The sequence below is a fragment of the Leptospira ryugenii genome (assembly GCF_003114855.1).
GTDB lineage: Bacteria > Spirochaetota > Leptospiria > Leptospirales > Leptospiraceae > Leptospira_A > Leptospira_A ryugenii.
On record NZ_BFBB01000005.1, the window covers coordinates 65,820 to 92,348 of the forward strand.

The following is a 26,529-nucleotide window of genomic DNA, read 5'->3' on the forward strand; positions in this document are numbered from 1 at the left end:
GCTTTGGCTGCCAAAAAACAGAGCTTGCCTCCTCCCCAGTTACCTCCAGAGGAATCCGAGACTCGGGAAAAATTTATGACCCTTGGCGAGCATTTAGAAGAGCTCCGCCAAAGGTTGATCTATTCGATTCTCGTCATCTTCACCTTTATGGTGATCACCTTATACTTTGGAAGTGAAATCCACAGCCTACTGATATCTCCCTACAAACATGTATTAGGTGAAGATGCTCAATTCTTTCAGATCCAATTGATGGCTCCTTTTGTGATCTATTTAAAGACCTCATTTATGCTTTCTGTTCTAGTTTCTCTTCCTATCCTACTCTATATCCTTTGGGGCTTCATTGCACCAGCAGTGGATGTTAGGACAGAAAAGTGGGGAAAGTTTATCATTCTCTTTTCCACGGTTTTGTTTTGGGCGGGACTCGCTCTTTGTTGGTTTACCGTATTTGAAAATTTCTTACGTGTATTTTTGGTCGTATTGAGGCCTGAAGGTATTCAACCCTTTCTACCCATTGATGAATACTATGACATATTCTTTAATTTACATCTGGTATTTGGAGCTTCCTTTGAATTGCCGATAGTATTGATCCTTCTTGGCCGACTTAGGATTCTCTCATCTAGTTTTTTGCTTAGACGCTGGCGAGAAAGTGTTCTGATTATTGCCCTTGTCTCTGCGGTGCTTTCACCAGGACCTGATGTTTTTTCGATGATGATGTTACTTCTACCTCTCACCTTTCTTTTTTTTCTTTCTGCATGTATCATGCTGGTAATGGAAAAAGCAGATTAAGATATGTATTTAAACAAAATACATTTGCGAATTAAAATCCCTTTTGTTTTATTCATTTTTGCTTTTTTCCTATTCATCAGTCAATTCTTGATTGGAGAATTCATTCTTCGAAATTTCCAAAATCCCGCAGGTAAAGAACAACTCTCCGTACGATTATTAGGTGTTTATCTCTCCTTAGTCTACTCTGGAGTGATGGCAGGTCTTTTATATTTCCTACTTGGTTTTGTATACCGCAGTTTCAAAAAAGCCGCCGCTGAGATCCAAGAGACAGATCTTGACCATCTCCCAGAAGAAAATACTGAAGAAGTGGAATTTTTGCGAACCTTGAAACGATCTCTCTTCCAAGCGCAAAGTACCGCTGAATTTCATGTTGAGTCGACCAAACAACAGTGGGAAGAGCAGAAATCTATGTTCATCCATCGCCTTTTACCTGATCGGAATTTGGAAAAAATTTCTGGTTGGGACATTTCTATATTCCCCAGTCTCATCCAGACGATCCATAATGATTACATTCATATCATCAAAACTACCGATGGCTTTGTTGGAATACTCGCAGGTTTTGTTGAAACGACTATTCTAGAATCCTCTCAGAAATTATTCATCCATGGACTTTTGAGTGCACACAATCATTCTCATTTATCAACGGTTAGTTTGCTTGAGAAACTAGAGGATAGTTTGCATCTACTAAGTTTGAATCAATTAAAACTCAGCCTATTTGGCATGGGCGAGGAGAGGGACAAACTTCATTTTTATCATTTTATGGATATGCCGATTTTCCAATTTTCTAAACAAGGCATCCAAGTCATAGAAGGTTCCGGAGATGATTCCTGGCATGCTCTGCACCCACACCATTTGTCCATTGCGGATGGCATAGAAATCGGAGACTACCTTGTTTGGGGAACAGATAGAGCCCTAAAAGAATTCTCCATGACTTCCTTTGAATTGATGGAAGAATTTGTAGACTACCTTTTAGATCTCCAACCTGAATCAAGCCGAAAAATGTTACTGGCGATCGCAAAAAAACTTTCCGAGCTTGGGAAACAAAAAAATTTAATACACCCTTTAGATAATTTAAGCATAATAGTAGTTAGGCGGACACGGTAATGATTCAATTAACATTTCCCAAAGGTTTTGTTTGGGGTACTGCAACATCTTCCTACCAAATAGAAGGTGCCTTCAACGAAGACGGCAAAGGCCTTTCTAACTGGGATGTATTTACCAAAAAAAAAGGAAAAATCAAAAATGGAGAGCATGGCGATATCGCCTGCGATCACTATCATAAATACAAAGAAGATATAACCTTAATGAGGCGACTAAACATTGCTTCCTATCGTTTTTCCATTTCATGGCCACGGGTGATGCCTAGTGGAGTCGGTTATGTAAACGAAAAAGGTTTGGATTTCTACGAGAGACTTGTTGATGAACTTTTAAAACAAAACATACAGCCTTTTGTTACCCTTTACCACTGGGACCTACCTCAAAGCTTAGAAGAAAAGGGAGGTTGGTTAAACCGTGAGACGGCCTATCATTTTGCTGACTATACGGAAGTTATAGTGAAACGACTAGGAGATCGAGTCAAACATTGGATCACATTGAATGAGCCTTGGATAGTCATGTTTGCCGGTTATATCTACGGCGCACATGCACCTGGGAAACGAAAGCCATTTTCAGCATTTAAGGTAGCACACAATCTACTCCTTGCCCATGGCCTTTCGCTTTCGCGAATTCGCAATCTATCACCAAAATCAAAAGTTGGGCTTACAAATGCTCTCTCACCTGTCTATAGTTATCGTTTGGACAAAGAGACAAAGGCAGTTAAACGAGCAAATGCTCTCATGAATCAGTTATGGTTGGATCCCATTTATAAGGGAGTATATCCGGAAATTCTACGTTCAGAAGTGGAGTCACATAACAAAGGTAATCTGAAAGATGGCGATATGGAACTTATATCAAAGCCAAGCGATTTTTTGGGCGTGAACCATTACTCGAGGATGATAGTAAAACCATTCCCCATTCCACTATTCCGATTTTTACCTATTTTGCCTAAATCACCAAAAGCAGAATTTACGACCATGGGCTGGGAGATATACCCTGAAGGTTTTTATGATCTTTTGGCTTGGATTCAGAAAGAATACAAGAACCCCAATGTATACATCACTGAAAACGGAATCAGTTTAGACGACCAGTTGGCCAATGGAAAGGTAATGGATCCGACTCGTATCCGTTATATGAAGGATTATCTTCTCTCGGTTCTAAGGGCCATAGAAGGTGGTGCCAATGTAAAAGGTTACTTTGTCTGGTCTTTTCTCGACAATTTTGAATGGCAAGAAGGCTACGCAAAAAAGTTTGGTATTGTGTATGTAGACCGAAAGGATCCAAATCTACAGCGCACACCCAAGGAAAGTGCCCGTTGGTATGCAAAAGTGTGCAAAGACAATGGTTTTCAATTTTGAAGCACTTGCTTTTTTTTGAAATCAGGCTATAGTCTTTGCCATGCCAGAAATCAGTGTTGTTATCCCATCTCTCAACGAAGAAGAATATTTACCCATCCTCCTAGAATCTCTAAAAAAACAAACCTTCCGCGACTTTGAGGTGATTGTAGCGGATGCTGGCTCCAAGGACAAAACAGTCGACATAGCTAAAGAATACGGTGCCAAGGTAGTGGCAGGCGGGATGCCTGGGCCTGGACGCAATCGAGGGGCTGAAGTTGCTTCCGGTGATTTTTTATTTTTCTTTGATTCTGATGTTTACTTACCTCCTGACTTTCTAGAAAAGGCTTACCAAGAAATGCAAGATCGTTTCCTGGACCTTGCTACATGTGAGTTCAAACCCCAATCCGACTTACAGTTGGATAAGGTAATGTTTAAACTCGCTAACCTAACGGTAAAGTTAAACCAATCTTTCAATCCAAGAGCAGCAGGCTTTTGCATTTTTATCACAAGAAGATTGTTCCGCCGAGTCAAAGGATTTGATGAATCTGTTGTCATCGCCGAAGACCACGACCTCGTAGACCGAGCCTCAAAGTTTAGACCTTTGCGTTTTTTAAACAATGTCCATTTAACGGTGAGTATACGAAGGTTGGAAAAAGAAGGTCGTTTTGCACTTTTAGAAAAATATTTTCATGTGGAAATGCATCTACTCACGAAAGGTTCTGTCAAGGAAGACATCATAGAGTATGAATTTGGTAATTTTGGAAAAGACGATAAAAAAGTTAGTAAGAAGATTTTGGACGATTTAGAAAAGAACATCATCCAATTGGAAGAGCGATACAACCAATTTTCAACGGGGATCAAATCGGGCATTGGTGAAATCCAAGCGACACCTGAAAGTTGGAAACAAGCCCTCGATAGTGTCACCGATAGCTTTCGCAACCTGTTCAAAAAAGAGAAAAAATAGACTAGGCTATCTTTTCAATATCACCACGTAGGATAGTGATGGGAGGTTCTTTTTTAAGAACTGTATCTTGTGTAACAACAACTTCCAGAACATCTTTTCGGGAAGGGATCTGAAACATTAAATCCATCATGATATCCTCTATGATGGCACGAAGGCCCCTGGCCCCGCTTTCTCGTTTGATCGCAGTCTCGGCAATAGCTGTGATCGCATCCTCTGTAAACTTGAGTTTCACACTTTCCAAATCAAACATCTTTTGGTATTGTTTGAGTAAGGAATTCTTCGGTTCGGTAAAGATAGACTTCAAGGAATCAACTGTCAGCTCGTCCAAAGTGGCTACAATCGGCAAACGTCCGATAAACTCTGGTATGAGTCCGAATTTCATCAGATCGTCTGGGATCACACCATGTATGAAATCTTCCTCTCCCTGTTTATGAGTTGCTGCGAGAGAATCAGATGAATGGAATCCTATCGATTTTACGCCTACTCTTTGTTTGATGATCTGATCCAAACCAACAAAGGCTCCACCACAAATAAACAAAATGTTTTTGGTTTCTACTGGGATATATTCTTGGTGAGGGTGTTTACGCCCGCCTTGCGGTGGAACATTTGCTACAGTGCCTTCAATGATCTTTAAAAGTGCTTGTTGAACACCTTCGCCAGATACGTCTCTTGTGATTGAAGCTGAGTCTGACTTTCTAGAAATTTTGTCGATCTCATCAATGTAAATGATGCCCATCTCGGCTCTTTTGACATCGTTATCAGAATTCTGGATGAGCTTCAAGATGATGTTTTCCACATCTTCGCCGACATATCCTGCTTCGGTAAGTGCAGTTGCATCCACGATGGCAAAGGGAACCTTTAAGATCCTTGCCAAAGTCTGCGCAAGGAGAGTTTTCCCTGAACCTGTGGGGCCAATGAGCATGATATTTGACTTTTCTAGTTCGACATCTCCCGCCTTACGATCGTTATGGAAAATCCGCTTATAGTGGTTGTATACTGCTACAGAGAGAGCCTTTTTTGCGGTCTCTTGGCCAATCACATATTGGTCTAAGATTTTTTTGATTTCTAGAGGTTTTGGGATCTCACCTAAAATGGCAGTCTTTTCACCTGTTTGGGGTTCCTCGGCGATGATCTCATTGCAAAGAGAAATGCACTCATCACAGATATATACCCCTGGGCCCGCCACCAAACGACGGACTTCGTCTTGTGCCTTCCCGCAGAAAGAACAATGTAATTTTTCGCGAGAATTGCCAGTGCTCGTAGTCGGTCGTTTGCTCATGGATAAGCTCCTTAGGCCTGGATTTGTTTACGTTCTTGGATGACGTTGTCGATGATTCCGTATTCCTTAGCTTCTTCTGCACTCATATAAAAATTGCGCTCTGTATCTCTTTGGATTTGGTCGACGGGCTTGCCTGTGTGCTTACCATAAAGGTCGATCAATTTGTCCTTGATCTTTACTATTTCACGGGCAGAAATCTCGATGTCGGAAGCCTGGCCGCCTGCGCCACCATAGGGTTGGTGCAACATAATCCGAGAATTGGGCAGTGCCGATCGTTTGCCTTTGGCGCCTCCTGCAAGGAGAAGAGCCGCCATTGAGGAGGCCTGTCCGATGCAGAGTGTGCGCACCTCTGGTTTGATGAGCTGCATTGTGTCGTAAATCGCCATACCTGAACTTACGTAACCGCCAGGGCTATTGATGTATAGATAGATATCTCTCTCTGGGTTTTCTGCTTCTAGGAAGAGGAGCTGTGCAGAAATGACATTGGCATAGGCCTCATCGATCCCTGAACCTAGAAAAATGATCCGGTCTTTTAACAATCGGGAGAAAATGTCGTACTGACGCTCTCCTCGGCTCGTTTGTTCAATTACGTATGGCATTAATGTGGACATATTTACTCTTTCCTGCTCAGTAAGGTTTCTGCTTCTTCAGTGGAAACGGACTTTGCTGATTTTTTATCAACCTCAGCATAAACAAACTCATCTATTTTATCAAACAGGAATTTGTCACGGTAGTAAGTTTCCGCCTTTTGTTTTTGGACTTCTTTTTTCAAGGCATCGACAGGAATTCCTTGCGATTGTGCCTCTTTTTCGTATCCTTTTTCCATTTCCTCGTCGCTCAGGCTGATTTTTTGCTCTTCTCCGATTTTATGGCGCACTAAATAGGTTTGGATTCGCTTTTCAGCCGCTGTGGCAAACGAAGCCTTCACCTCCGATTCTTCCTTTCCAAGCCGTTTTGCATAATCTGCAAGGCTCATCTGTGGCATATGAAACTCGTTCATAAAGTTCTGGAAAACGGATTGGGTTTCTTCGGCAATAAGACTTTCTGGAATGATAAACTTGCTTTCTTTGAGAATTTCAACGTATGCCTCTTCCAAGTTTTTTCTCTTTAGAGCTGCTTGGAACATTTCTGCTAGCTGTTTTTTGGTTTTGTCTTTTAACTCTTGCAAGTTGGCAGAACCATCAACTTCGGTAGCAAAGTCATCGTTGATTTCTGGATACGTTACTCGATAAACGGCTGTTATTTTTACTTGGTACTGGTATACTTTTCCAGCTGACTCAGGTGAGGCTGGGTATACATCCGGGTATTGGAAAGAAAACTCTTTTTCATCATTCAATTTTAAACCCAAAAGTTCAGCATCAAAACCAGGAGGGTTGTTTGTATGCCCCATCTGGTATTTACCAGTCTGCAGATTTTCAGGGTATTCTTTGCCTTCTTCTTTGAACTTATATTGGATTTCTAAGAGATCATTTGCTTCTACAGGTTCAGACTCTTCTTTCAATGCATTGCGAGCCAAACTCTTTTGCATGGCTTCCAATTCTTTCGTAAGGTCTTCTTCCGAGATCTTAATCTCTACGGGTTGGATTTTGATCTTTTTCAATTTTGGCAGAGTCACCTCTGGCTTTGTATCATAAGTTGCCTTTGCCTTTGCACCCGTTTTTCGATCAAAGGTCTCCACTTGGAATTGCGGAATACGAATTGGTTTGTGTTCCAGTTTATCAAATAGCTCCGCCATCGCATGATTGAGCATAATATTGGCGGCATCGTCCATCACGGACTCCCCAAGTACTTTTTCCACCATATCAAGTGGTGCCTTGCCAGGCCGAAAGCCAGGGATCTTTACTTTGGCACTGGCCGATTGGTATGCTTTTTTGTAAGCCGAATTGACTTCCTCAGCACTGAAGGTAATGGTTAGATCACAAGAAGCGTTGTTGTTTTTTTTTGCAGTAAATTCCATAGAAGGGTCCAATCTTAATTTTGTTCATCTTGGGGGAGGCAGGACAGGTCGAATTGTGCCCAAAACTCTGCTTAGCGGGAAACGGGACTTGAACCCGCGACCCTCTCCTTGGCAAGGAGATGCTCTACCGCTGAGCTATTCCCGCAAGAACTTTGAGTAAATCCATAGTTTTTGGAAACAGGAGGGAGGCAAGGAAAAATCTGAGCGATTCTCCCTTAGTTTTTTGGATTTAGCAATCTGATTTTTGACAGAACCTAGACCTAGCTCGGAACAGTTTTCGAGAGCCTGAACATCTAACAATGATTACACTTTTTTTCTAAGGTAGACTGCTTCGAGCCTCCCGAAGGCGTTCCGGTTGCAAAAGAAAGCGCTGCAATGACTCTCGTGAGAAGAGAGTTTACAAATGGTATGGGAATCCGAATTTCGGCGTATGGATGGTGCTTTGGAATTCAGAAATGCATTGCTCTGCATTGACGATGAAGCTTTGGTTTTACTTTCCTTAAAGACTGAGTTACGCCATCACTTTGCTAACCGGCTTGCTATCTACACGGCACTGGATGGAGAAGAGGCAAACCGTATCTTTGATTTTTGTATAGAAGAAAGATTTGAAAACCTAATCGTCATATCCGATCTCTTAATACCAGGAACTACTGGCATCCATCTGATAGAACAATTTCTACAAAAACAACATCCCTTTCATTTGGTTTTTGTCACAGGCACCGCACTTCCCAAGATTCCAAACCATTGGAGAGATACACTACTCAGTTACCAACAGTTCCCGAAACCTTGGGAACATAGCCTGCTTGTATCCCATATGGAAACAATTCTCATCTAGACAAGGCTTGTCTTTGTTTTGCTATCCGTCTGAAAAAAGGTAAGGCCGTTTGGGCAACTAACTTATGCCCTTCTTCTGTTGGGTGGATCCCATCTTTTTGGTTCCATTTTCGTATACCTGCAACAGACTCCAGTAAAAATGGCATGAGTTCTATCCCCTCTTCCTTTGCTAGCTCAAGGTATAAAGAATCAAAGGATTTTTGGTATGCCTTTCCTAAATTCGGAGTGGCTTTCATTCCTACTAAAAGTAAGGAACAATTTGGATACCTTGCCTTCACTTCGTGGATGATGGACTTTAGATTTTTTTTTGTAACTTCAGGGGAGATCCCACGTAACATATCATTGGCGCCCAATTCTAAAACAAAGATATCGGCTCTTTCTTCCAAGACCCACTCTATACGCCCCAAGCCACCAGAGCTCGTATCTCCTGAAACTCCTGCATTGGTCATTTGGTAATCATAGCCTTCTTTTTTAAGTGCGTCTGTTACCAAACGAGGCCAAGCTAAATCGACATCATCTAAGCCATAACCTGCTGTGAGTGAGTCACCAAAAAATAGAATGCGTGGCCTTGTGTCCTTTGTGTTCTCTTCACCCTTAAGGACTTTCGGGTCGCTTTCTTTTTGGCAAAAGAGAGTGAAAACCATAAGAAAACACAAAACCTGAAACTTCATCTTAATTTAGACGCACACAGATTGCCTGTCTCTTAAAAAAACTAATACACCCCATCCGCATCGTAAAAGAAGGAAACACCAGGCATGATGTAAAACTCCGTGACTTGGTGTTTGATCGAGTTTGACATTTCAGAAACACCAAGCCCAATGCTACGTGCAGAATAATCTGTTCTCGGTACGGACCCAACAGTATCCCCGAGATAAAGAGGATAGGTTCTTTTCAAATCTTGGCGAATGATCCCTATATCCAAGGTGAAACGACAATACCGGAAGGAACTTTCTATGTTAAAAACATAGCCTTTGTCTCGGACCGTTCCACCATACGCTGGTAATACGACAGCAAAATTACTACTACCATCAATGAAGGACTCTTGGATGATCTGAGAACCGAGTACGGTAAAATCGCCCTTACGGTCCATCAATTCAACACGCCCTCGCAACTCCCACCAATCCCTCAGTTTAATTTTTGTATAAATTCCAGGGAGAATTCCCTTCATCGAATACTCAGCATTTGCATCGCCACCAATCGACCAAGTTGTCTTTCCAGGAACAGGAGCTTCTTGGCGGCTGGAGGAGTAGGAACCATATGTAATGTTATTGCGTTCGGTATAGCGGTGGAAGTTGAGTGAAGGCCCAATCATAAAAATCTTAGAAAGTGGGTGTGTATAGGAAAATCTCAAGTGAGAGCTCACACCTTCAAACCTTAAAAGACGATTCCCTTCAAATGCGCTCGCCCAATAATTCCCAGACCTGGGAGAAAAAAATTCATTGGAAGCGGGTAGGTCTCGGCTGTAGACACCCAATGTCGTATCCTCTGCCATCTGGATTTCGAATTTGTTTTTGTAACCGTACCGAATGTCCCAAAATTGTGAATCTACATTAAGGTCTTTCGGGCTCTTATAAGGTAAGACAAGGGGTGCCCCAGGTTCGGAGGTTTGGCGGAAAAATGAATTGATGAGCCATGCTTGGCCTGTTTCATTTAGGATCCCGGGAGATAGTTTGCCAATCCCCCAACCACCGCGCACCATCAGCCTATGTTCGTAGACCTGATTGAACTTTTGCATGGGTTCGAGATTCTTTGGATGCTCTTCTAATATAACATTCGTCCGAGGTTCTTCCGCAGGACTGTTGGGATCTGGTGCCTGTGCTACATTTGTCTTTGGGTCTTTTGTTTTGTGATTACTATGGTCTTGGGCATGAGGCACCTTTGGGTCTGTGTTTGGATTTGTCCCAACTTCTGACCAAACAGGATTCAATACACAAAGAAAAAGGAAAAAGAAAGAAAATGAGATTCGGTGTGTGATTTTCATGTTCAGACCTCAGTATACGATCCGAACAGTTCCGACATATATCTCTGTCCTTCTATTTTTCTTTTCGGCTAACATTGTATCAACGACCTTTCGCAAATCTGCGTAACCATCCACTTCCACAAATCTTTCTTCCGCGATGCTATGGCTATTTTTTAATTCTGCCTTAACAGCAAACGAACGGTCTTTACTCAACTTTAGATTGCTTTGGAAAGAACCAACACTATCTGTATGGCCACCAATTCTGCAATTGGTTTCTGGGTAAGCGACAAGAGCATCGGCTATCTTTGCAATCAATTCTTTTGCTTTTGGAGTCAAGGTTGATTTACCTGTAGGAAAAGCGACGTCCCCATCGATGATGATCAATAACTCTCGCAATCGTTTTTTCTCATCCTCTATCCGCTTCAGGTCTACGCCCTTTGTATGCAAGCCCTCTGAAGTTTCTTCAAATTTTGAGCCACTGTGTTCAAAATCATTGCGGATGCCTTGGTACAACTTTTCAAGATAGGAGGGAGTGCCAATATCTTCTAGAGCACCTACTGGAAGGCTACCTAGAGGATCGTCCACCTTCGCGACTTGTTTGGGCTCCTCTTTGATTTCAATGCAACCACAAAATCTTTGGAATGTTTTGGATTTTGCCAAACTCGACTCCCCAAAGGACTTGCAACTAACAATAATTAATGATAAAAATATTAGAATAAGGTAAACTCGAGAAGAAAACAAATGGTACACTTTCGCTTCAATACTCCCAAAAACGTTTCGCTAGAGATACATTAAATTGGGATAGTAGGAACGCAAGGTCAAGGTTTTTCTTCTTTGCTTTGCTCATTGCCATGTTCTTTCCATAAAATCCTAGAACTTATACGAGTCTTACAGAATTCGATTTGTACGAATCATGGGAAAAAATTGCCTTTTCTTTAGAAAATAATTGATAGAATGGGAGAGCATGCAGTATAGATGCATTCCCTAGGAAAGGTTGATGAAGATGCGCAATGATTCAAAATTCTATATAGTTTTACTCCTAGGATGGATACTTTCCTTTAGTACATCTTGTAATGGGCAAAAAAACACAGCAGATAATGTTCTTTTTGGTATCAGTGAGCAGTATGAGCGTCTCCTCAATTCCGTAACGGGCACGAGTTCAACCTCTTCTAGTAGCACTAGTGCTCCAGCTTGCTCAACAGATATCACAGTTACTACGAAAGAAATCTTTCTTGCAGAGGACGGAGATGTCACGGCCGTCTATAGTACATCAACTGACAACAATTTGACGGAGACAGATACTGATGGAGGCACCTCCTGGGGGTACCGTTCCTTCGAAACATGCATCTATCCAAACACAGCATTTACCGGTAGCATAGAGATTCCGATCTCCTCCAATGGTACATATACAGGTAGAATCACGAGCACTCAAAATACTGCACCTAACGTGGGTCAGCCTTTACCCCAAACCTTAACTTTTTCTGCAGAGGGAGTTGCCAATCGAAAATGTTTTCTCTTTACTCGCGCCAACGATGCAGTTCGCAACACCAAAGAAAACCCGCTTGTCATTAGCCTTGGCAAGGTCGTGCAAAAAAATGCTGGTGGCTCGGTTGTGAGTGGTTTCTATACAGACAAAGACCCTTGCGATATATCTGTCATCCAAGACGATGACGAAGGTCCAGGCATTCGTGTTTCCAATATCTCACAAGTCATGGAGGAGCCAGGCTCTTCTGTGCAGGCGGAAAACCGAGGGACATTCCGAGTGGTGCTCCGAACTGCGCCCACTGCCAATGTTACCATACCCATGAGTGAAACCGCTGATTCGGTGAACAGTGGCAACAGAGAGGGCACAATGGCACCCACAAGCCTTACCTTCACGACTGGGAATTGGAATATTGAACAAGTTGTCACAGTGACCTCTGTGGACGACCAAGAAATAGACGGACTCAAAACCTATATCGTTCGGACACAAAGTACATCCAGTTCGGATAGTGAATACAATGGCATTGACCCACGCGATGTTGTGATCTACAACAAGGATAAGAGTGTACCAGGTTACGCCTTTGAAAAATGGGATGCGACAACCCAGACCTTCACTTCTACTGGTGGTAGCTCGACTGGTTATGCGACAGATGAGGCAAACCAAATGGGCACCACCTACAGTACCATCAAAATCAAATTACGCACAAAACCAACTGCAAATGTCACTCTTTCTTTTTCCACAAATTGCGGTACAAAGTGTTCGATAGTCTCTCCCAATATGACTTTTACTACCTCCAATTGGAACGATTACCAAACCTTACAAGTGCAAGGTGCTGCAGATGGAGCCGATGGGGGTAACCAAGACTACAATGTCACACTCACGGCAAGCTCGACAGACACGACATACAATACGACAGTGACAGAACCGAGTATCGTCATACGTTCCTGCGACAATGACAATACCCGACTGATCCAACCCTGCAACTTTTCGGGCTCACCCTTTGGAACCTCTGGCTCCCGTTTGAGTGGTGCCGAGCCTTCAGCTACCACACGCATTTGGCTCATCGCGAAGGCCTCACCAAGCTCCGATATCACGGTTGGGACAACATCCACCGATACGACAGAAGGAACTGTACCTGTATCTGTGAGCGTCACATCCTCCAACTACAACCGTATGATGACTGGGGGCACCAACCAAATCACTCTCACGCATGTAGATGATACCCTTGTGGATGGGAGCCAAAATTGGACGGTTACCACGGCTACCTCCACTGGTGGTCTGTCCTATAATCCGTTGGATATCGAAGCGAGCACCACAGACAACGAAGCTTATTTTTATGTAAATGTTTCGGGCACAACAAGGGAAGGGACAACGAATGCGGCAACCATCAGTGTTTGTTTAGGTGCCAACAATGCAGATACTACAGTTACTTTGAACATCGCATGTACGGTAGCCAGCGATGAATGTGGCACTTTGTCCGCATCCTCTATCACCTTTCCAATCAACAGCCGAGTCGCAGATGCCAATGCGAGTAATTCCGGTTGCCCCAATGACGCTAACAAACAAACGTTCACCGTTCAGGGATTTGATGATACCTTTGCGGACGGTACACAAAGCTTTACTGTCTCTCTCACCAAAGCCGCAAACGCAGATGGCAATTACTCTTCCGCTCCGAACCCAACGAGCCCTTCCGTCAACAATGAAGACAATGAACCAGCAGGCAAAGCTATCTTTGTGACTACCTCAACTTACAATGGTGAGATGACAGCGCAAGGAGTGGTTGGTGCAGACAACAATTGTAATACCAACAAACCAGGCTATGCTCCTTCCGGGACCTACAAGGCATTACTAGTGAGTGATAGCGGTGGGGGAGCAAACAATCCGGTCAATGATCGAAAGGTGGGCACCAATTGGGTGATTAGCCCTGGGCTCTACTACTACCGTTGTGAATCCGGGGCAAACAATTGCCGAGATGAAGGGAACCGCCTCTTCATTGCAGACGGATCTGGCTCCTTTAACCCAACGACCATGTCCACTGACTTCTCATCCAATGGTGCGCATGAGTTTTGGACGGGTTTGACAACAGGCATGGCACCAGCAACCCAAGCGGCCACACCAGCAGGCTGCGTGACCTTGAATTACAAACATAACTGCCACGGCTTCACCTACCAAAACTGTGATGCGAGCCCCTTCCAAGACCTATATGGCACAACCTGGATCCGCAATGCAGCTGGTTCAGTTACCACAACCGATCGGGTCTGCACAGGCTCCTACCGATTGATTTGTGTCCAACAGTAGCCACAGACTAACGTTCGTTTAATTTCTCTTTTAGCATTTTGGCGGCAAGAGCAAAGCCGCCATCGGCTCCATCTACAAAATGAACTTCTTGGGACTCACCAGCTTTTAGAATGCAGGTCATGAGAGAACGGTCCGAAACGTGGATGCCATATTGGATTTGTTTCTGTAGGGTGAGCTCATCCAAAAACAAAGTAAGCGCTTCACGGTTCTTTTTGCTTCCATTCATAACCATCTTTAATGTTCCATCAAATTTACGAAAATCTGCCGACATGACCTGGTAAACTTTCAGCTGGTCCAATCGGTAATGGGCCGATCGAAGAGGAACATGAAAGTGCATGGCAAACCGCACGACCCATGTTTCGAATTTTACCTTCAACCATCTTAGAAAAAAGAAAAGGTTTCGTTTGCCACCTGAGTGCGCAAGTGCCTCTTTTTCCAAATATTCACCTGTTGCTGTTTCCAAGGTCTCCACTGCAATCGGATGATAATCCTCTTCTTCTCCAAACTCTGTTCGAATGAAATTTAGGACGCGAGTCACTAAGCGAGATGCTTTCGTATAATCTTTGTCAAGTGGCTTTAAGATTAAACTTATGACCTCTCCTTTCCTACTTGGGATATCTTCCCAACGACATGTAAAACCAGTAAAATCTGCCGAGGTAATCTTTTCCGTTTCTCGCACCAGGTAAGACTCATCCTCCCCTTGTTTGACCCAAGCCTCTGCTAAGACCAAACCGTCCCCAAAAATAGAACATTGATTGTAGTGTGGAGATGCATTGAACTTGCTCACAAAGAGTTGGGCCCCTTTTTCGTATAAGGCCTGTACGGGGACAATCCCTGCTCGAAGTTCCAATCCGAATGTTTGTCTTACCTTGCCTATGGTATCCGCGATGGCCGATCGAATCGGAAATAGAAAGTGAACGGGTAACAAAAAGGTTACACCATCACCTCCAAACACGAAGGGGAAGTCCATATGCCCATATACATTTGCGACTGCAATTGCGGTGAGACCACCGGCCGTATTCACATCTTTATAACGACCTTCTTCGATCGCCTTTGTCGATCCTGCGATATCTGTGATGAGAATAAACCAGTCATCTGGTACTGGAACAAAGGAAACCTTTTCAAAACTAGATTTGAAATTGGGATTGGGAGGAAGGGCTTGGTAAAATGAATCCACAGTATTCATTAGACGGATTGGAAAACAGAATCAAGGATTTCTTTCTTGTCAAGAGCCTTGCCTGGTGCAGATTGATACCATATATATGAACTCAATTTTACTTAGAATTGCCTTCTCTCTTTTTTTAATGTTTGGGTTTGTCGGTTCCTCTTACTTCTTTAGCTTTTATTTGTCAGAATTGGAAGCAAATGATCGCGAAGGATTTCTCACGAAAAAAGCTTGGGACTTCACAAATAGTTTGTCAGACGAAGATCTCGTGGGCCAAACCATCCACATTGCCATCCCTGCCAAAACTGTCGATGCAGTGGCTCTCACTGAAATACAAAAAACACGCCCTGGCGGAATCATATTATTTGGAAAAAATTTAGGAAAACGTGAGGAAATCAAAGATCTTACGGCTAACCTACAAAAGGTGGCCAAAGAAGAATCACTTCATCCATTTCTAATCTCGACGGACCAAGAAGGAGGACGTGTCTTCCGAGTACAAGATGGAGTCACAGCCTACCCTGGTGCCATGGCAGTCGGTCAAACTGGAAACGAAGTATGGGGCAATACGGTTGGCTTTGTTACATCTTATGAACTCAAAGAGTTGGGTATCAATTTTCTCTTTGCTCCCGTCTTAGATATCAACAACAATCCTTTCAATCCAGTTATCAACACACGTTCGTTTGGTTCCGACCCTGAACGAGTGAGTAATGTCGCTGTTGCCTATGAGGCTGGCGCTAGAAAGGGAGGTGCCTTGCCTGTCATCAAACACTTTCCAGGACACGGCGATACAAACGTGGATAGCCATTTGGGTTTACCCATCATCAAAAAAACCCTCTCCGAATTGGAAACTTTGGAGTTGGTCCCCTTCAAAAAAGCTATCGATTCAGGCGCAGAGGCAGTTATGTCGGCACATATCGTGTATCCCTTGATAGACGAAAAATACCCCGCAACCTTATCCAAAAAAATACTAACAGGCATTCTACGAGAAAAACTCAAATTTGAAGGTATCATCATCACCGACGCTATGGAAATGCATGCCATTTCAAAAAATTTCGAAAAAGAAAGGCCTGGCGTCCTAACTTTACAAGCAGGTGCAAACATTGTGCTTCTAACAAGTTGGGGAGAAACTGCGCGCAAATTCAAAGACCAAATCTTGACTGCTTATCGAGCAGGTGAGTTTATAACAAAAGGTCCAGATGGCATAGAACGAAATGTTCTCAAAGAGGCGGTATTTAAACAAATCCGTAAAAAAATTGAGATGGGACTATACGATGCCAACTCTATCCAACCAGAACTTGTAAACGAAAATCAAAACTTAAAATCCTTTTTAGAGGCTAAAGAAAGAGAAAGACGAGATCTCTTTTTAGAATTGCAAAAATCAGATTTTTACTTGAAAGAAATTACCAGAGGTTCCATCCGAGCCTACCCTCAAGGAATACCCGAACGAAAAGATTTTTTAAGTAAATCCATCCGATTTGTAAAAAACCCATTCCTTCAAAAATCCTTGGAGGAAGTAAAATCTGGGGATATAAAATCGATAGGACAATTGGCAAAATCAAAAGATTTTACCTATTTTTTATTTGATTCCTCTTCCGAAAAAGAAATTGAATCAATTGCAAAACTTGCCAAAAAATATCCTAACAAGTCTTTTGTGGTTTTCCATGGTGGCACACCCTTTGTGAAATTACCACAACTACCAAATCTAAATTACGTTTTGTCCTTTTCATTGACGCAAGAATCCTGGAAGTCGATGGGTGAAGTGTACAAAGATGGCAAATCCATCAAAGCTGCTGAGCTCATTTTACTACCCAAGGATGGAAAAACACCTACACTTGGTGCCTTTCCAGGTGGAATTTAGTGAAGTAATTCCCTTGAGCCTCCACGCTTCTTGATCTCTTCGTACATGAGTTTACGCAAGGATTCGTCTGCGTCGACAAACCGTAAGAGGTAGAGATCGGACTTCTGTTTTACAGGAAACATCTTGCCTCTTACATCCACTGTGGGTCCATCTGGGAAAGTAAAATGAACTTCCCAGAGGTCTTGGTGCTTCCAAACATCATGCGAGACTGTCGGTGGAAATTCAAAAGTAAGTCCACGATCCGTGATCCTTTCCGAAATGGCAGTAAAGGATCTAGGAGTTTCTTTCATCTTAAATCGCTCTTCTTTTCCTTGTTTTTGTTCTTTGGCAATTCTTTTTAAGAGCTCAATTTGACGGTCAATGTTTTCCTCTGAAAGCAAAAGTTTATTTTTATCGAGGAGGAGATTTTCTTTTTCATTTTCTTCGTGAGGCCAAGGTGAAATGATCAATGTGTACTTAGCAGGTAACATTAAATGTGCTTCGCCTTTTTTCTCAACGGGAGCAGTTAGATGAAAGATCAATCCTTTTTCGGTAGACCTAGTTACTTCTCCTGGGAACAGATAACCACCGCTATTTGGTCTAAAAACATATAACTTTGCTTTTTTTCCAGGTTCCAAGAAGTCTTTGGATAGAGCTTTCGCAGAAAGAAGGACATCGGAATCTGTTTTTTGCATGACATAGGTTAATTCTTCGCGACCATCTGCTTCAAGTGCACAGACCTCCCCTACTGTAACATCTTCTAAACTCTGGATTTCCTTTCTGTATTCAGCTGAGGAACGAAATAGTTTATCAAATAATTCTACTTCTTTCTCTGAAGGATTTTCTGGAGCACTCAGGAAAAACTTATATAGAGCATTTTTTAACTTCCCACGGTTTTCTGGGTGTAACAGATATTCTGCGGTTTCTGGTTCTAGCGAATCATAAAAGGCATGAAGGATATTGATCTCTGCTTGGTTACATTTTCTTGCAATTGCATACTTCAAAAAGTCATTCCAACCAGTAGAAGTTTTCTCCTGTTTGTGGTTCAGGTAGTTCATTACCTTTACGTAAACGAAGGCTGCCAGTAGTAACAAAAAAAGATAAAAGATGTATATCCCGTGGAAGGTAGGGAAAATCCAAACGACATCAGAGCTTAAAAACATAATTTACTTTTCCTTAGATTCGCTCATACCAGGTTGGAGGTACTTGTGAGTTCATCCTATTTTAAAATTATCGGCAAAAACCCTCTCCACGGGACAGTGATTCCCCAAGGAAACAAAAATGAAGCCCTCCCACTTCTCGGAGCTCTATTACTCTGGGAAGGAGATGTCCTCTTGGAAAACGTGCCTGCCATTGCAGACGTTCTCAAATTGATGGAGGTTCTACGACACATAGGAGTGGAAATCAGCCCCCAAAACGACCCTGGTACGTATCTCTTCCAAAAAAAATCCGTCGTCAAATCCGATTTGCCTTATGAACTCTGCTCCCAGTTACGCGGAGCCGTCACTTTGGCTGGCCCGATTTTGGCCCGCACAGGCCGCGTTTTTTTACCCAAACCAGGAGGGGATAAGATTGGCCGCCGTAGGATGGACACCCATTTACTCGCCCTTGAAGCTTTGGGGGCAAGGATAGAAGTCTTTCCAGATGGCTACGAAATCCAAGCAGACCGGCTAATCGGTAAGGACATCTTGCTCGATGAGGCTTCTGTAACCGCTACTGAAAATGCCGTGATGGCCGCCGTATTTGCGGAAGGGACGAGCATCATCCGCCATGCGGCAAGCGAACCGCATGTCCAGGGTTTGTGTCGCTTCTTGAATGCGGCCGGCGCAAAGATCAAGGGGATCGGTACCAATGTCCTAGAAATCGAAGGAGTCACAAAGCTCCACTCTCCCAATGGCCTCCTCAAGCACAGGATAGGCTCAGATTACCTAGAAATCGGTTCCTTCATCAGCCTTGCGGCCGTTACAGGTGGTGAGATCCTTGTGCGGGATGTGAATTTGGAGGACCTGCGGATGATCCGAATGGTGTATTCACGCCTAGGAATCGAAGTTCGGGCTGTAGAAGGCGGAATCCTCATCCCTCCAGACCAAAAAATGGAGATCATTCCAGACTACCATGGAGCCACTCCTAAAATTGATGATGCCCCTTGGCCAGGATTTCCCGCAGATATGACCTCCGTGGCCCTCGTGACAGCGACCCAATGCAAGGGAACAGTCCTCATCCACGAAAAACTCTTTGAATCTCGCCTCTTTTTCGTGGACAACATCATCGCGATGGGCGCCCAAATCGTCCTCTGCGACCCACACAGAGCACTGGTGATTGGTGCCTCTCGGCTGTATGGGCAAAGAGTGGCCAGCCCCGACATCCGCGCTGGTATGGCGATGATCATTGCCGCCCTTTGTGCAGAGGGGACGAGCGAGATCCACAACATCATCCAAATTGACCGAGGTTTTGAGTCCATAGACACGAGGCTACGGTCTTTAGGAGCACGGATTGAAAGGGTCTCCGCTTAGGAGGCCTTTTTTTTTGCCTTCAAAAACCACCTTCGGAAAAAAATGTAACAAAAGTTAGTTTTTTTTCCAAACATAGTTTTTGCCACCAAACAGGAAATGTACTCTCCCCCGCCCCAAAATTTAAGGTTCTTTACCTAACTTAGCCGCTTTGCAAGATGCGATTAGAGGGAAAATGAAACGTAAGGACCTATTCAAAACTGGATTTCAATCTGTCTTTCAATTTGCGTTCGAGAAATCGGACGAAATAGGGCAAGCGATCGAAAAAGTGTGGCAAGATGAGAAAAAACCACCTTCGGAAAAAAATCTAACAGAGGTTAAGAAAATTTCCGAACCCAAAAAAAAAGCCACCGTCAAATCCCAGTTATTCTCTGGCCTATCTCTACCTCCCGGTAAGGCGGAAGATTTTTTTTCTCGCTGCACCGGATGCAATGATTGTATTTTTTCGTGCCCTTATACCGTCTTATTCCCTGTTAACTCAGAAAAAACAGGACAAAGGTTTCCCTTTTTTGATCCAAATGCGAAGGCTTGCCATCTTTGTAGCGACTGGCCATGTATCCAAGCTTGCAATGAAGGTGCACTATTAATAGAAAATGTTCAAAAAGAGAATCCAAAGTTTGGAATTGCAAAGCCTTTATCAGAACATTGCATTAATCATAAGACAAATGAAAAAACGTGTGACGTATGTGAATCAGTTTGTCCAATTGAAAAAACAGTCGTTTTTAAAGGGTTTTTGCCTAGTTTTTCAAAAGCCACTTGCACAGGATGTGGTTTGTGTGTTGAAGCTTGTCCTAGTTTCCCTAAAGCGATCCAAATCAAAACAAAAAAACAATATTAATGATTTCTAATGTTTGTTTTGTGACACGATCGTTCAATATCTTATGGATAATTACGTAGTAAGCACAGTTGAACATCGAATAACTGCTCCCTTCTAACGCCTAGCGTCAAAAAATAAACTACACAGAAAAAAAAATGTTGAAATATTACATTGCTAACCGTTATACTATGTAGAGATGCAAGTTTACTTGTCTCGAAAGATAAAAAACTACACAGTTGATGAAAGGAAAAGAAAGCTATGGAACCACTAAAAGTAGGCCCAGGACAAATCGACAAAATCGCGGATGATCTTAAAAAAGATCCAGAGAAGTCTATCGGAAACTATCTGTTCAAAGGATTCCGAATCCAGATTTCAAAATACAAAGCGTCCGGTGCTGAAAGAGTACAACAGCTTTACAAACGCAGGAGAGCACAAGGTCTCTGCATCGTTTGTGGAACAAAAGTAACTCGTAAAAACCCACTCACGGGAAAACTCTATCGTCTATGCGATGAGCACCGTGCTCAAATTGACCAAAAGAACAAAGAAAAAGCGAAAGCCCGCAAAGGCAAATAAGCTTAGATACTTTTGGTGCGGGGACGCCAGGTATGAGTCCCCTTTTTTATTTGGGCTGATAAGTTTTTCTTTACAAGGCTTTTGGAGCAGGTTCTCTGTAGGGCATGAAGACTCTACGACCATTGTTTGTCCTACCCTTCTTACTCCAGTGCTCGCAAATGATTTGGAAAGAAGCTAGCCTCTCCCCGCAAGTTGTGCCAACAGATGACCGCCAAACAGCAGTCATAGTTGAAGTAAAGTATGAGGAGAAGGACTCCTGGAACCCTCTCAACGGGACTACCGACAAACGTAGATACCATTCCGAGATCCAGGTTTTGAAGAAAGAAACAAACGAGCTTCGTTTGGCTTCGCGCTGGGAAATTCCCTCCTGGACACTCACCGATTCCGTTTATTACCATTCTGGCAAATCCATTCTCTATGTCTTGCACGGCAAAGACGACGAATATGGCACCTTAAAGCGACGGCTTAGCATCTTTTTACCTGACCAAACCTCCTTCTCCTATCCAGCTACGCCCGATGACTTAGTCATCTTTCAGATTAGCCCTTCCCCCTCTGGTGACCGATTGGCTCTAGTAACAGCAGTGAGCAATGAGAACTGGGAGTTTTCTGAATTTGAATTGAGGATCCTTGACCCTAAAAGCCAATCCGTCGAAGTCCATCCGCTCAGTTTTTGGACCGCCTTACCCTTGTATGGAATCCGGTGGTCAAATGATAGCAAACGTCTCTACATCCGTACGCCAGACCGCGTTCTCCTTTGGGAGGGAAAGGGAAATTTAGCAGAAGCCAGAGCATATCCAGACTGCTTTTCTCCTTCTACCAATTTTGGAAGCCTAGCATACCGTGACAGCTTCATCGAATCACAAAATCCTTGGAAGGTAAAGTTAGGAGAGCGAAAACCTGAGGCAAAAATAGTCCAATCCCTCGATGCGATCCGCGTCTGCGATTGATTCCCAGACCTTCTGCCCTGCTTCTTAAGAACCAGGGCTTTTCTCACGAAATCCCCCAAATGACTTGATTTTATTATGTCACATCAGGACATTTATAGTTTCAGGGCCCTATGATAGAGAAAAAGTTTACAGAGCATATCGATCCTATCTCGAAGTACCTCAATGTAGTCGAGAAGATCGAGCCGATCCGCAAAAGTGGGGTCGTTGTCTCCGTTGTAGGAAATGTAATCTATAGCCAAGGCCCACCCGACTCAAAAGTCGGAGAGATTTTGGAGGTGGAAAGGGGCAACGACAAAGGCTATTTGCCCTGTGTCCTTGTCGGCTTCAAAGACCAGCTCTACACCTTAATGCCATTAGGTGATACGCAGGAGATTTTTCCGAAAGCTTTCGTTTTCTCATCTGGTAGAAAGATAACACTCAATGCTGGTGAGGAGCTCATGGGTAGAGTCCTGAATGGACTTGGGAAACCGATTGATGGCAAAGGATTGTTGATTACCAAAGAAGAGAGAAGTTCGGAACCAAAATCGCTGAATCCCCTTGATAGACCGCCCATTACTCAGATTTTAGAGACAGGAGTTCGGGCAATCGATGGCATGCTGACTGTAGGTCGTGGCCAAAGGGTAGGAATTTTTTCAGGCTCTGGTGTTGGAAAATCCAGCTTACTGGGAATGATTGCCAGGTATACCAATGCAGACGTAAACGTAGTAGCTCTCATTGGGGAACGAGGGCGTGAGGTAAATGAGTTTCTAAATGTAGAGCTCGGGAAGGAAGCATTACAAAAATCTGTGATTTTTGTTTCCACCTCAGATTCATCTAAAATGGAACAAGTGAGCTGTGCACATTTGGCTTGTTCGGCGGCTGAATATTTCAGAGATTTAGGAAAGAGTGTCAATTTATACATGGATTCACTAACTCGTTATGCTGAGGCACTTAGAGAGTTATCTATTGGTGAACCCGTCGTTACCAAAGGTTATGCATCTAGTGTTTTTACAAAGATGGCTCGACTCGTGGAAAGGGCAGGAACTGCCTACAATGGAGGTTCCATCACTGGATTTTATACCGTTTTAACAGATGCAGAAGATGATATGGATGATATCGTAGCCGATAAGGTCAGGGGGTTTATCGACGGACATATTGTACTTTCTAGAAAACTTGCTGAAAAAAGCCACTACCCTGCAATTGATGTACCCGCTTCCTTATCTAGATTGATGCAGAAGATAGTCAATGAAGACCATTATATGCATTCCTCTTTGGTTAGGGAACTCATTTCAAAATATAAAAGTTCTGAAGACATTATTTTATTGAATGCCTATGCCCGAGGAGCTGATCCAAAAATAGATATGGCAATCGACAAAAAGGAAATGATAGATGAGTTTTTGATCCAGAGGATCGAGCAAAAAGCAACCTTTCGCGAAACCACTTCTCGTTTAGCAGAAATCTTACGATCGCAAAGTAAATCTGATGATGACTATTAATCTATCTCTAGCATAACTAAAGTCATATCGTCTTCTGGCGGTAGACCTCCCGTAAAACTCTTTAATTCTTCTAGGATCTGTTTCTTTGCTCCTGGCAGATCGAATCTCATTGAGTTTTTAACAATTTGCATCCAACGTTCATCATCCAACATCTGTTTTGTGGGGCTAATTGCTTCGGTAAAGCCATCAGTGTATAAAAAAATCCTATCCCCAGATTGTAAAGGTATGCGATCAAACTCTAAGTCAAGCTCCGGTATCCATCCTATAATCTTTCCTGGTGGTGTCGATGTTCTGGCAACAGTATCATACTTACCAAATATGATTAATGGTAAATGCCCGCATCGAGAATGAAGTAACTCTTTTGTTTCTAAATTTATATAGATGTAGCTGGCAGTGAGAAAAGCACCCTTTGTTTTTCCAATAAGTGTATGATTCAATTGGTTTAAGAGTTTCATTGGCTCTTTTGCATACCGAAATTGTGTGGAAAATGCAATCTTCAACATCGCAGAGACAAGTGCAGCTGGGATGCCATGGCCGGAGACATCTGCAACGATAACACCCAGTTCAGTTGGTGAAATTTGATGGAAATCAAAAAAGTCTCCACCGACACTTTCCATAGGCTCGTAATAAAACTCGGTTCGGATCCCTAAAACTTCTGGAGCTCTTTCTGGTAAAATGGATTCTTGCAGCTTTCTTGCAACGTTCAACTCATTTTGGAAGGCCATAAATCGATTTTGCTCTGCAACTGCCTTCTTCAATGTGATCAGATTTTTTGCGCGAGAGATCAACTCACGTTTGTCAAAGGGTTTGGATAGGTAGTCATTCCCTCCTGCCTCAAGAGCGGAAACAATATCTGTAATCTGATTTTTTGCAGTTAAAAAGAGAATCGGCAATTCATACAGAGAAAAGGATTCACGGATCACAGAACAGACATCATAGCCACTCATACCTGGCATCATGATATCCAAAAGCATCAATTCAAATGGACCTCTTTCCTGAATTGCTCGTAGTGCCTCTCCTCCATTGGCTGCTTCCACAATATCGCATCCAATCAACGTTAGGTGATTTCTTAGGACTTGTCGATTGATTGGTTCGTCATCTACCACCAATACCCTGAACATCCCCTCTCTCAGAGTATTGGGATCATCATCCTCAATTGGAGTAATCTCAGAAGTTTCCATTTCCAGTGGAAGTCGAGACCAATGATCTATGGTAATATTTGGGATGGATTCTTTTGGTAACTCGCCTTCTTTTGCGAGAGGTAAAGTAAAATGGAAAACAGAACCTGTTCCTATGCTTGACTCGACCCAAATCCTGCCACCATGCAATTCCACAAGTCGTTTCGTTATGGCTAATCCTAGACCTGCTCCGCCAAACTGTCTAGTACTGGATGAGTCCACCTGCTCGAAGGATTGAAAAATGGATTCAAAGTGTTCGCTTGCAATACCTATACCTGTATCAGCTATCGAAAACTTCGCCATCTTATCCACGATACTGGCATTGATTTCAATTTTTCCTTTGTCGGTAAACTTTATCGCGTTTCCAATAATATTAAAAAGGATTTGTTGGATTCTACTTTCATCGCCCAAAACAGGGGAAAAATCGGGAGGGATCAAATTCCTAACGATGAGATTTTTTACTGTAAACAACGGTCTAGAAATCACTAACACAAGTTCTACGAGACTTTGCATACTCAGTGGTTTGATATCTAAACTTAAATCACGATTTCTCATTTTGGAAAAATCAAGGATATCGTCTACTAAGGCAGAAAGTCTCTTTCCAGAAGTAACAATCATCCCTAGGTTTTGTTTTTGTTCTACGTTGAGTCTACCACCGATGCCATCGAACATAGACTCAGCGATTCCAATGATTCCATTCAATGGTGTTTTTAATTCATGGGAGGTGTTTGCCAAAAATTCATCTTTTAATTTGTCCATCACCAGAAGACGTTTTGACAAGTCTTCTACTTTTGAAAAAGAAAGACTGAACTTTCGAGAAAGAGTAAAGGATTGCAAAAGGATAAATAGAAAGATGCCTATCGGAATCGCTTCGACAGAAAAGAGAATTTGATAAGCATTCAAAATATCTATCAAAGTAGCAAGAGCCATGATTGAAATGCCCATCGCAAAAAAGGTACTCCCTTCCTCCTTATGAAAGGATGCACGAAAGATACCTTGGAGGATTAAAATCACGGCATATAACAAGATAATGTTAAAGTATGAGTTCAAAGAAGTAAAGAATACGGGGCTTGTGAACAGCAAAAAAACAGAAAACAAAACGGTGGGGAGCTTTAAAGACCATTCAGTCCACCATGGATAGTACTTTGGATAAAATTCTTTGAAAAACGCATAAAACAAATAAGGAGAGATATAAAATGTTAAGTACTCAATTCGAAGGCATATATCCCAGCCTAGAATAGCTTCATAAGCGTTAAATAGAAAACGTTCCCCTGTACACAACGTCCGAATACTTAAAACAAATGCCGCAATGCCAAAAAGCAGATTTCCTTTATCTACAGGACGCCAGTAAAAAAGTCCGAAGTGGTACAAAGCTATGATAAAAACGGCACCAGCTAAAAATAAAGAAGAAGCAATATCACTTAAATGCCTTCTTTGCAAGGCCTGCCATTCTCCCAAAAGAACGGGCTCCCACATCCCTCCTTTTCCATGGTGAAAATTTGATACTTGGATGAGCAGTTCATTCTCGCCATCCTTCCAATCCAAGGCGATAAGCTGAAATTGATACGAGGCTCTTGCATGTTCTATAAATTTGCTGACCTTTCCTGTCTCTGCGAGCAATTGACCATTCCAATAGACTCGGTAAGACGTTGCTTGGTCTGGGACTTTCAGTCCGAAAGTTTTTCCATAGAGATCCCCATTTGGTGAAGGCAAAAGGAGGCGATAGGTTCCAAAACCTTCTCCTGTCTCATACAGTTGGTTCCAGGTGCCAGGGACAGGCATTGCAATATTTTTTTGACCTAATGTTTGTCCTGGTTCGAGCAGCTGATGGGGGTAGAAGCTCCAGTCTCCTTCTAAAAAAACAGGATTCCCTTGGCTCCGAAAGAAGAGATCGACTGGCGATGCCCATAGACTGGCTTTTAGGCTAAAGAGTAGAAATGAGAGAAGGATACGAGCCAATCTATTCTGTTAGATTTCATATTTTTTTCAAAGAACAAGTAAAAAAGAGTACAAAAAAATATGAAATGAACAGAA

At 42.8% G+C, this 26,529-nt stretch carries 21 protein-coding genes and 1 tRNA gene; 12 read left to right on the forward strand and 10 right to left on the reverse strand.

Annotated features, from left to right (window positions below):
• Positions 1-3 precede the first annotated feature (3 nt).
• From tatC to DI060_RS10210, 4 genes are read left to right on the forward strand one after another with little or no spacing between them, the layout of a single operon-like run.
• Entirely contained in the window at positions 4-786 is a 783-nt protein-coding gene (gene tatC, locus DI060_RS10195) for a twin-arginine translocase subunit TatC (protein WP_209452028.1), read from the forward strand.
• 3 nt (positions 787-789) lie between these two features.
• Complete coding sequence (rktP, locus tag DI060_RS10200; protein WP_108976410.1) at positions 790-1,890, forward strand: Arg-Lys translocation region protein phosphatase RktP; 1,101 nt, start codon at positions 790-792, stop codon at positions 1,888-1,890.
• Positions 1,890-3,239, forward strand: a complete 1,350-nt coding sequence (locus tag DI060_RS10205; RefSeq protein WP_108976411.1) for a GH1 family beta-glucosidase — start codon at positions 1,890-1,892, stop codon at positions 3,237-3,239. The genes rktP and DI060_RS10205 overlap by 1 nt, the downstream gene beginning before the upstream one ends.
• 40 nt (positions 3,240-3,279) lie before the next feature.
• Entirely contained in the window at positions 3,280-4,182 is a 903-nt protein-coding gene (locus DI060_RS10210; RefSeq protein WP_108976412.1) for a glycosyltransferase, read from the forward strand.
• 1 nt (position 4,183) lies between these two features.
• Here the strand turns inward: DI060_RS10210 and clpX are convergent, their stop codons facing one another.
• The 4 genes from clpX to DI060_RS10230 form a co-directional block, all read right to left on the reverse strand.
• Positions 4,184-5,461: an ATP-dependent Clp protease ATP-binding subunit ClpX gene (gene clpX / locus DI060_RS10215; protein WP_108976413.1), complete on the reverse strand. Its 1,278-nt coding sequence runs from the start codon at positions 5,459-5,461 to the stop codon at positions 4,184-4,186.
• An 11-nt stretch (positions 5,462-5,472) separates the two neighbouring features.
• Complete coding sequence (gene clpP / locus DI060_RS10220) at positions 5,473-6,072, reverse strand: ATP-dependent Clp endopeptidase proteolytic subunit ClpP (protein WP_108976414.1); 600 nt, start codon at positions 6,070-6,072, stop codon at positions 5,473-5,475.
• Positions 6,073-6,074: 2 nt separating this feature from the next.
• Positions 6,075-7,418, reverse strand: coding sequence for a trigger factor (gene tig, locus DI060_RS10225; protein ID WP_108976415.1), 1,344 nt, complete (start codon positions 7,416-7,418; stop codon positions 6,075-6,077).
• Positions 7,419-7,491: 73 nt separating this feature from the next.
• Positions 7,492-7,563 (reverse strand) — tRNA-Gly (locus DI060_RS10230).
• 258 nt (positions 7,564-7,821) lie between these two features.
• On the opposite strand from DI060_RS10230, the gene DI060_RS10235 reads away from it, so the two are divergent.
• Complete coding sequence (locus tag DI060_RS10235; protein ID WP_108976416.1) at positions 7,822-8,253, forward strand: response regulator transcription factor; 432 nt, start codon at positions 7,822-7,824, stop codon at positions 8,251-8,253.
• On the opposite strand, the gene DI060_RS10240 is transcribed toward DI060_RS10235, so the two are convergent.
• From DI060_RS10240 to DI060_RS10250, 3 genes are all read right to left on the reverse strand, one after another.
• Entirely contained in the window at positions 8,246-8,896 is a 651-nt protein-coding gene (locus tag DI060_RS10240; RefSeq protein ID WP_244594351.1) for an arylesterase, read from the reverse strand. The two genes, DI060_RS10235 and DI060_RS10240, sit on opposite strands and share 8 nt — an antisense overlap.
• A 68-nt stretch (positions 8,897-8,964) precedes the next feature.
• Positions 8,965-10,233, reverse strand: a complete 1,269-nt coding sequence (locus DI060_RS10245) for a hypothetical protein (RefSeq protein ID WP_244594352.1) — start codon at positions 10,231-10,233, stop codon at positions 8,965-8,967.
• A gap of 9 nt (positions 10,234-10,242) precedes the next feature.
• Positions 10,243-10,872, reverse strand: a complete 630-nt coding sequence (locus DI060_RS10250) for an OmpA family protein (protein WP_244594353.1) — start codon at positions 10,870-10,872, stop codon at positions 10,243-10,245.
• A gap of 337 nt (positions 10,873-11,209) precedes the next feature.
• Here DI060_RS10250 and DI060_RS10255 point away from each other — a divergent pair, with 337 nt between their 5' ends.
• On the forward strand, positions 11,210-13,993 hold the full coding sequence (locus tag DI060_RS10255; protein ID WP_108976418.1) for a hypothetical protein: 2,784 nt from the start codon (positions 11,210-11,212) through the stop codon (positions 13,991-13,993).
• A gap of 7 nt (positions 13,994-14,000) precedes the next feature.
• Here the strand turns inward: DI060_RS10255 and DI060_RS10260 are convergent, their stop codons facing one another.
• On the reverse strand, positions 14,001-15,170 hold the full coding sequence (locus tag DI060_RS10260; protein ID WP_108976559.1) for a DUF3095 domain-containing protein: 1,170 nt from the start codon (positions 15,168-15,170) through the stop codon (positions 14,001-14,003).
• Between the two features lie 85 nt (positions 15,171-15,255).
• On the opposite strand from DI060_RS10260, the gene DI060_RS10265 reads away from it, so the two are divergent.
• The gene (locus DI060_RS10265) at positions 15,256-17,016 is read left to right on the forward strand and encodes a glycoside hydrolase family 3 protein (RefSeq protein ID WP_108976419.1); all 1,761 of its coding nucleotides are present in this window, start codon (positions 15,256-15,258) and stop codon (positions 17,014-17,016) included.
• Here the strand turns inward: DI060_RS10265 and DI060_RS10270 are convergent.
• Positions 17,013-18,158 carry a hypothetical protein gene (locus tag DI060_RS10270; RefSeq protein ID WP_108976420.1) on the reverse strand — a complete coding sequence of 382 codons (1,146 nt, stop codon included), beginning with the start codon at positions 18,156-18,158 and terminating at the stop codon, positions 17,013-17,015. The genes DI060_RS10265 and DI060_RS10270 overlap by 4 nt on opposite strands.
• Before the next feature lie 45 nt (positions 18,159-18,203).
• Between DI060_RS10270 and murA the strand changes: the two genes are divergently transcribed.
• From murA to DI060_RS10295, 5 genes are all read left to right on the forward strand, one after another.
• Positions 18,204-19,508, forward strand: coding sequence for a UDP-N-acetylglucosamine 1-carboxyvinyltransferase (gene murA, locus DI060_RS10275; RefSeq protein ID WP_108976421.1), 1,305 nt, complete (start codon positions 18,204-18,206; stop codon positions 19,506-19,508).
• 172 nt (positions 19,509-19,680) lie between these two features.
• Positions 19,681-20,343, forward strand: coding sequence for a 4Fe-4S binding protein (locus DI060_RS10280; protein ID WP_108976422.1), 663 nt, complete (start codon positions 19,681-19,683; stop codon positions 20,341-20,343).
• A 237-nt stretch (positions 20,344-20,580) separates the two neighbouring features.
• Positions 20,581-20,895 (forward strand): LIC10235 family protein, encoded by a 315-nt coding sequence (locus DI060_RS10285; RefSeq protein ID WP_108976423.1) that lies wholly within the window; start codon positions 20,581-20,583, stop codon positions 20,893-20,895.
• A gap of 104 nt (positions 20,896-20,999) precedes the next feature.
• A complete protein-coding gene (locus DI060_RS10290; RefSeq protein ID WP_108976424.1) occupies positions 21,000-21,842 on the forward strand; it encodes a hypothetical protein in 843 nt (280 codons plus the stop codon).
• Positions 21,843-21,952: 110 nt separating this feature from the next.
• Positions 21,953-23,317: a FliI/YscN family ATPase gene (locus DI060_RS10295; RefSeq protein ID WP_108976425.1), complete on the forward strand. Its 1,365-nt coding sequence runs from the start codon at positions 21,953-21,955 to the stop codon at positions 23,315-23,317.
• On the opposite strand, the gene DI060_RS10300 is transcribed toward DI060_RS10295, so the two are convergent.
• The gene (locus DI060_RS10300; RefSeq protein WP_108976426.1) at positions 23,314-26,454 is read right to left on the reverse strand and encodes a SpoIIE family protein phosphatase; all 3,141 of its coding nucleotides are present in this window, start codon (positions 26,452-26,454) and stop codon (positions 23,314-23,316) included. The two genes, DI060_RS10295 and DI060_RS10300, sit on opposite strands and share 4 nt — an antisense overlap.
• Positions 26,455-26,529: the final 75 nt, after the last annotated feature.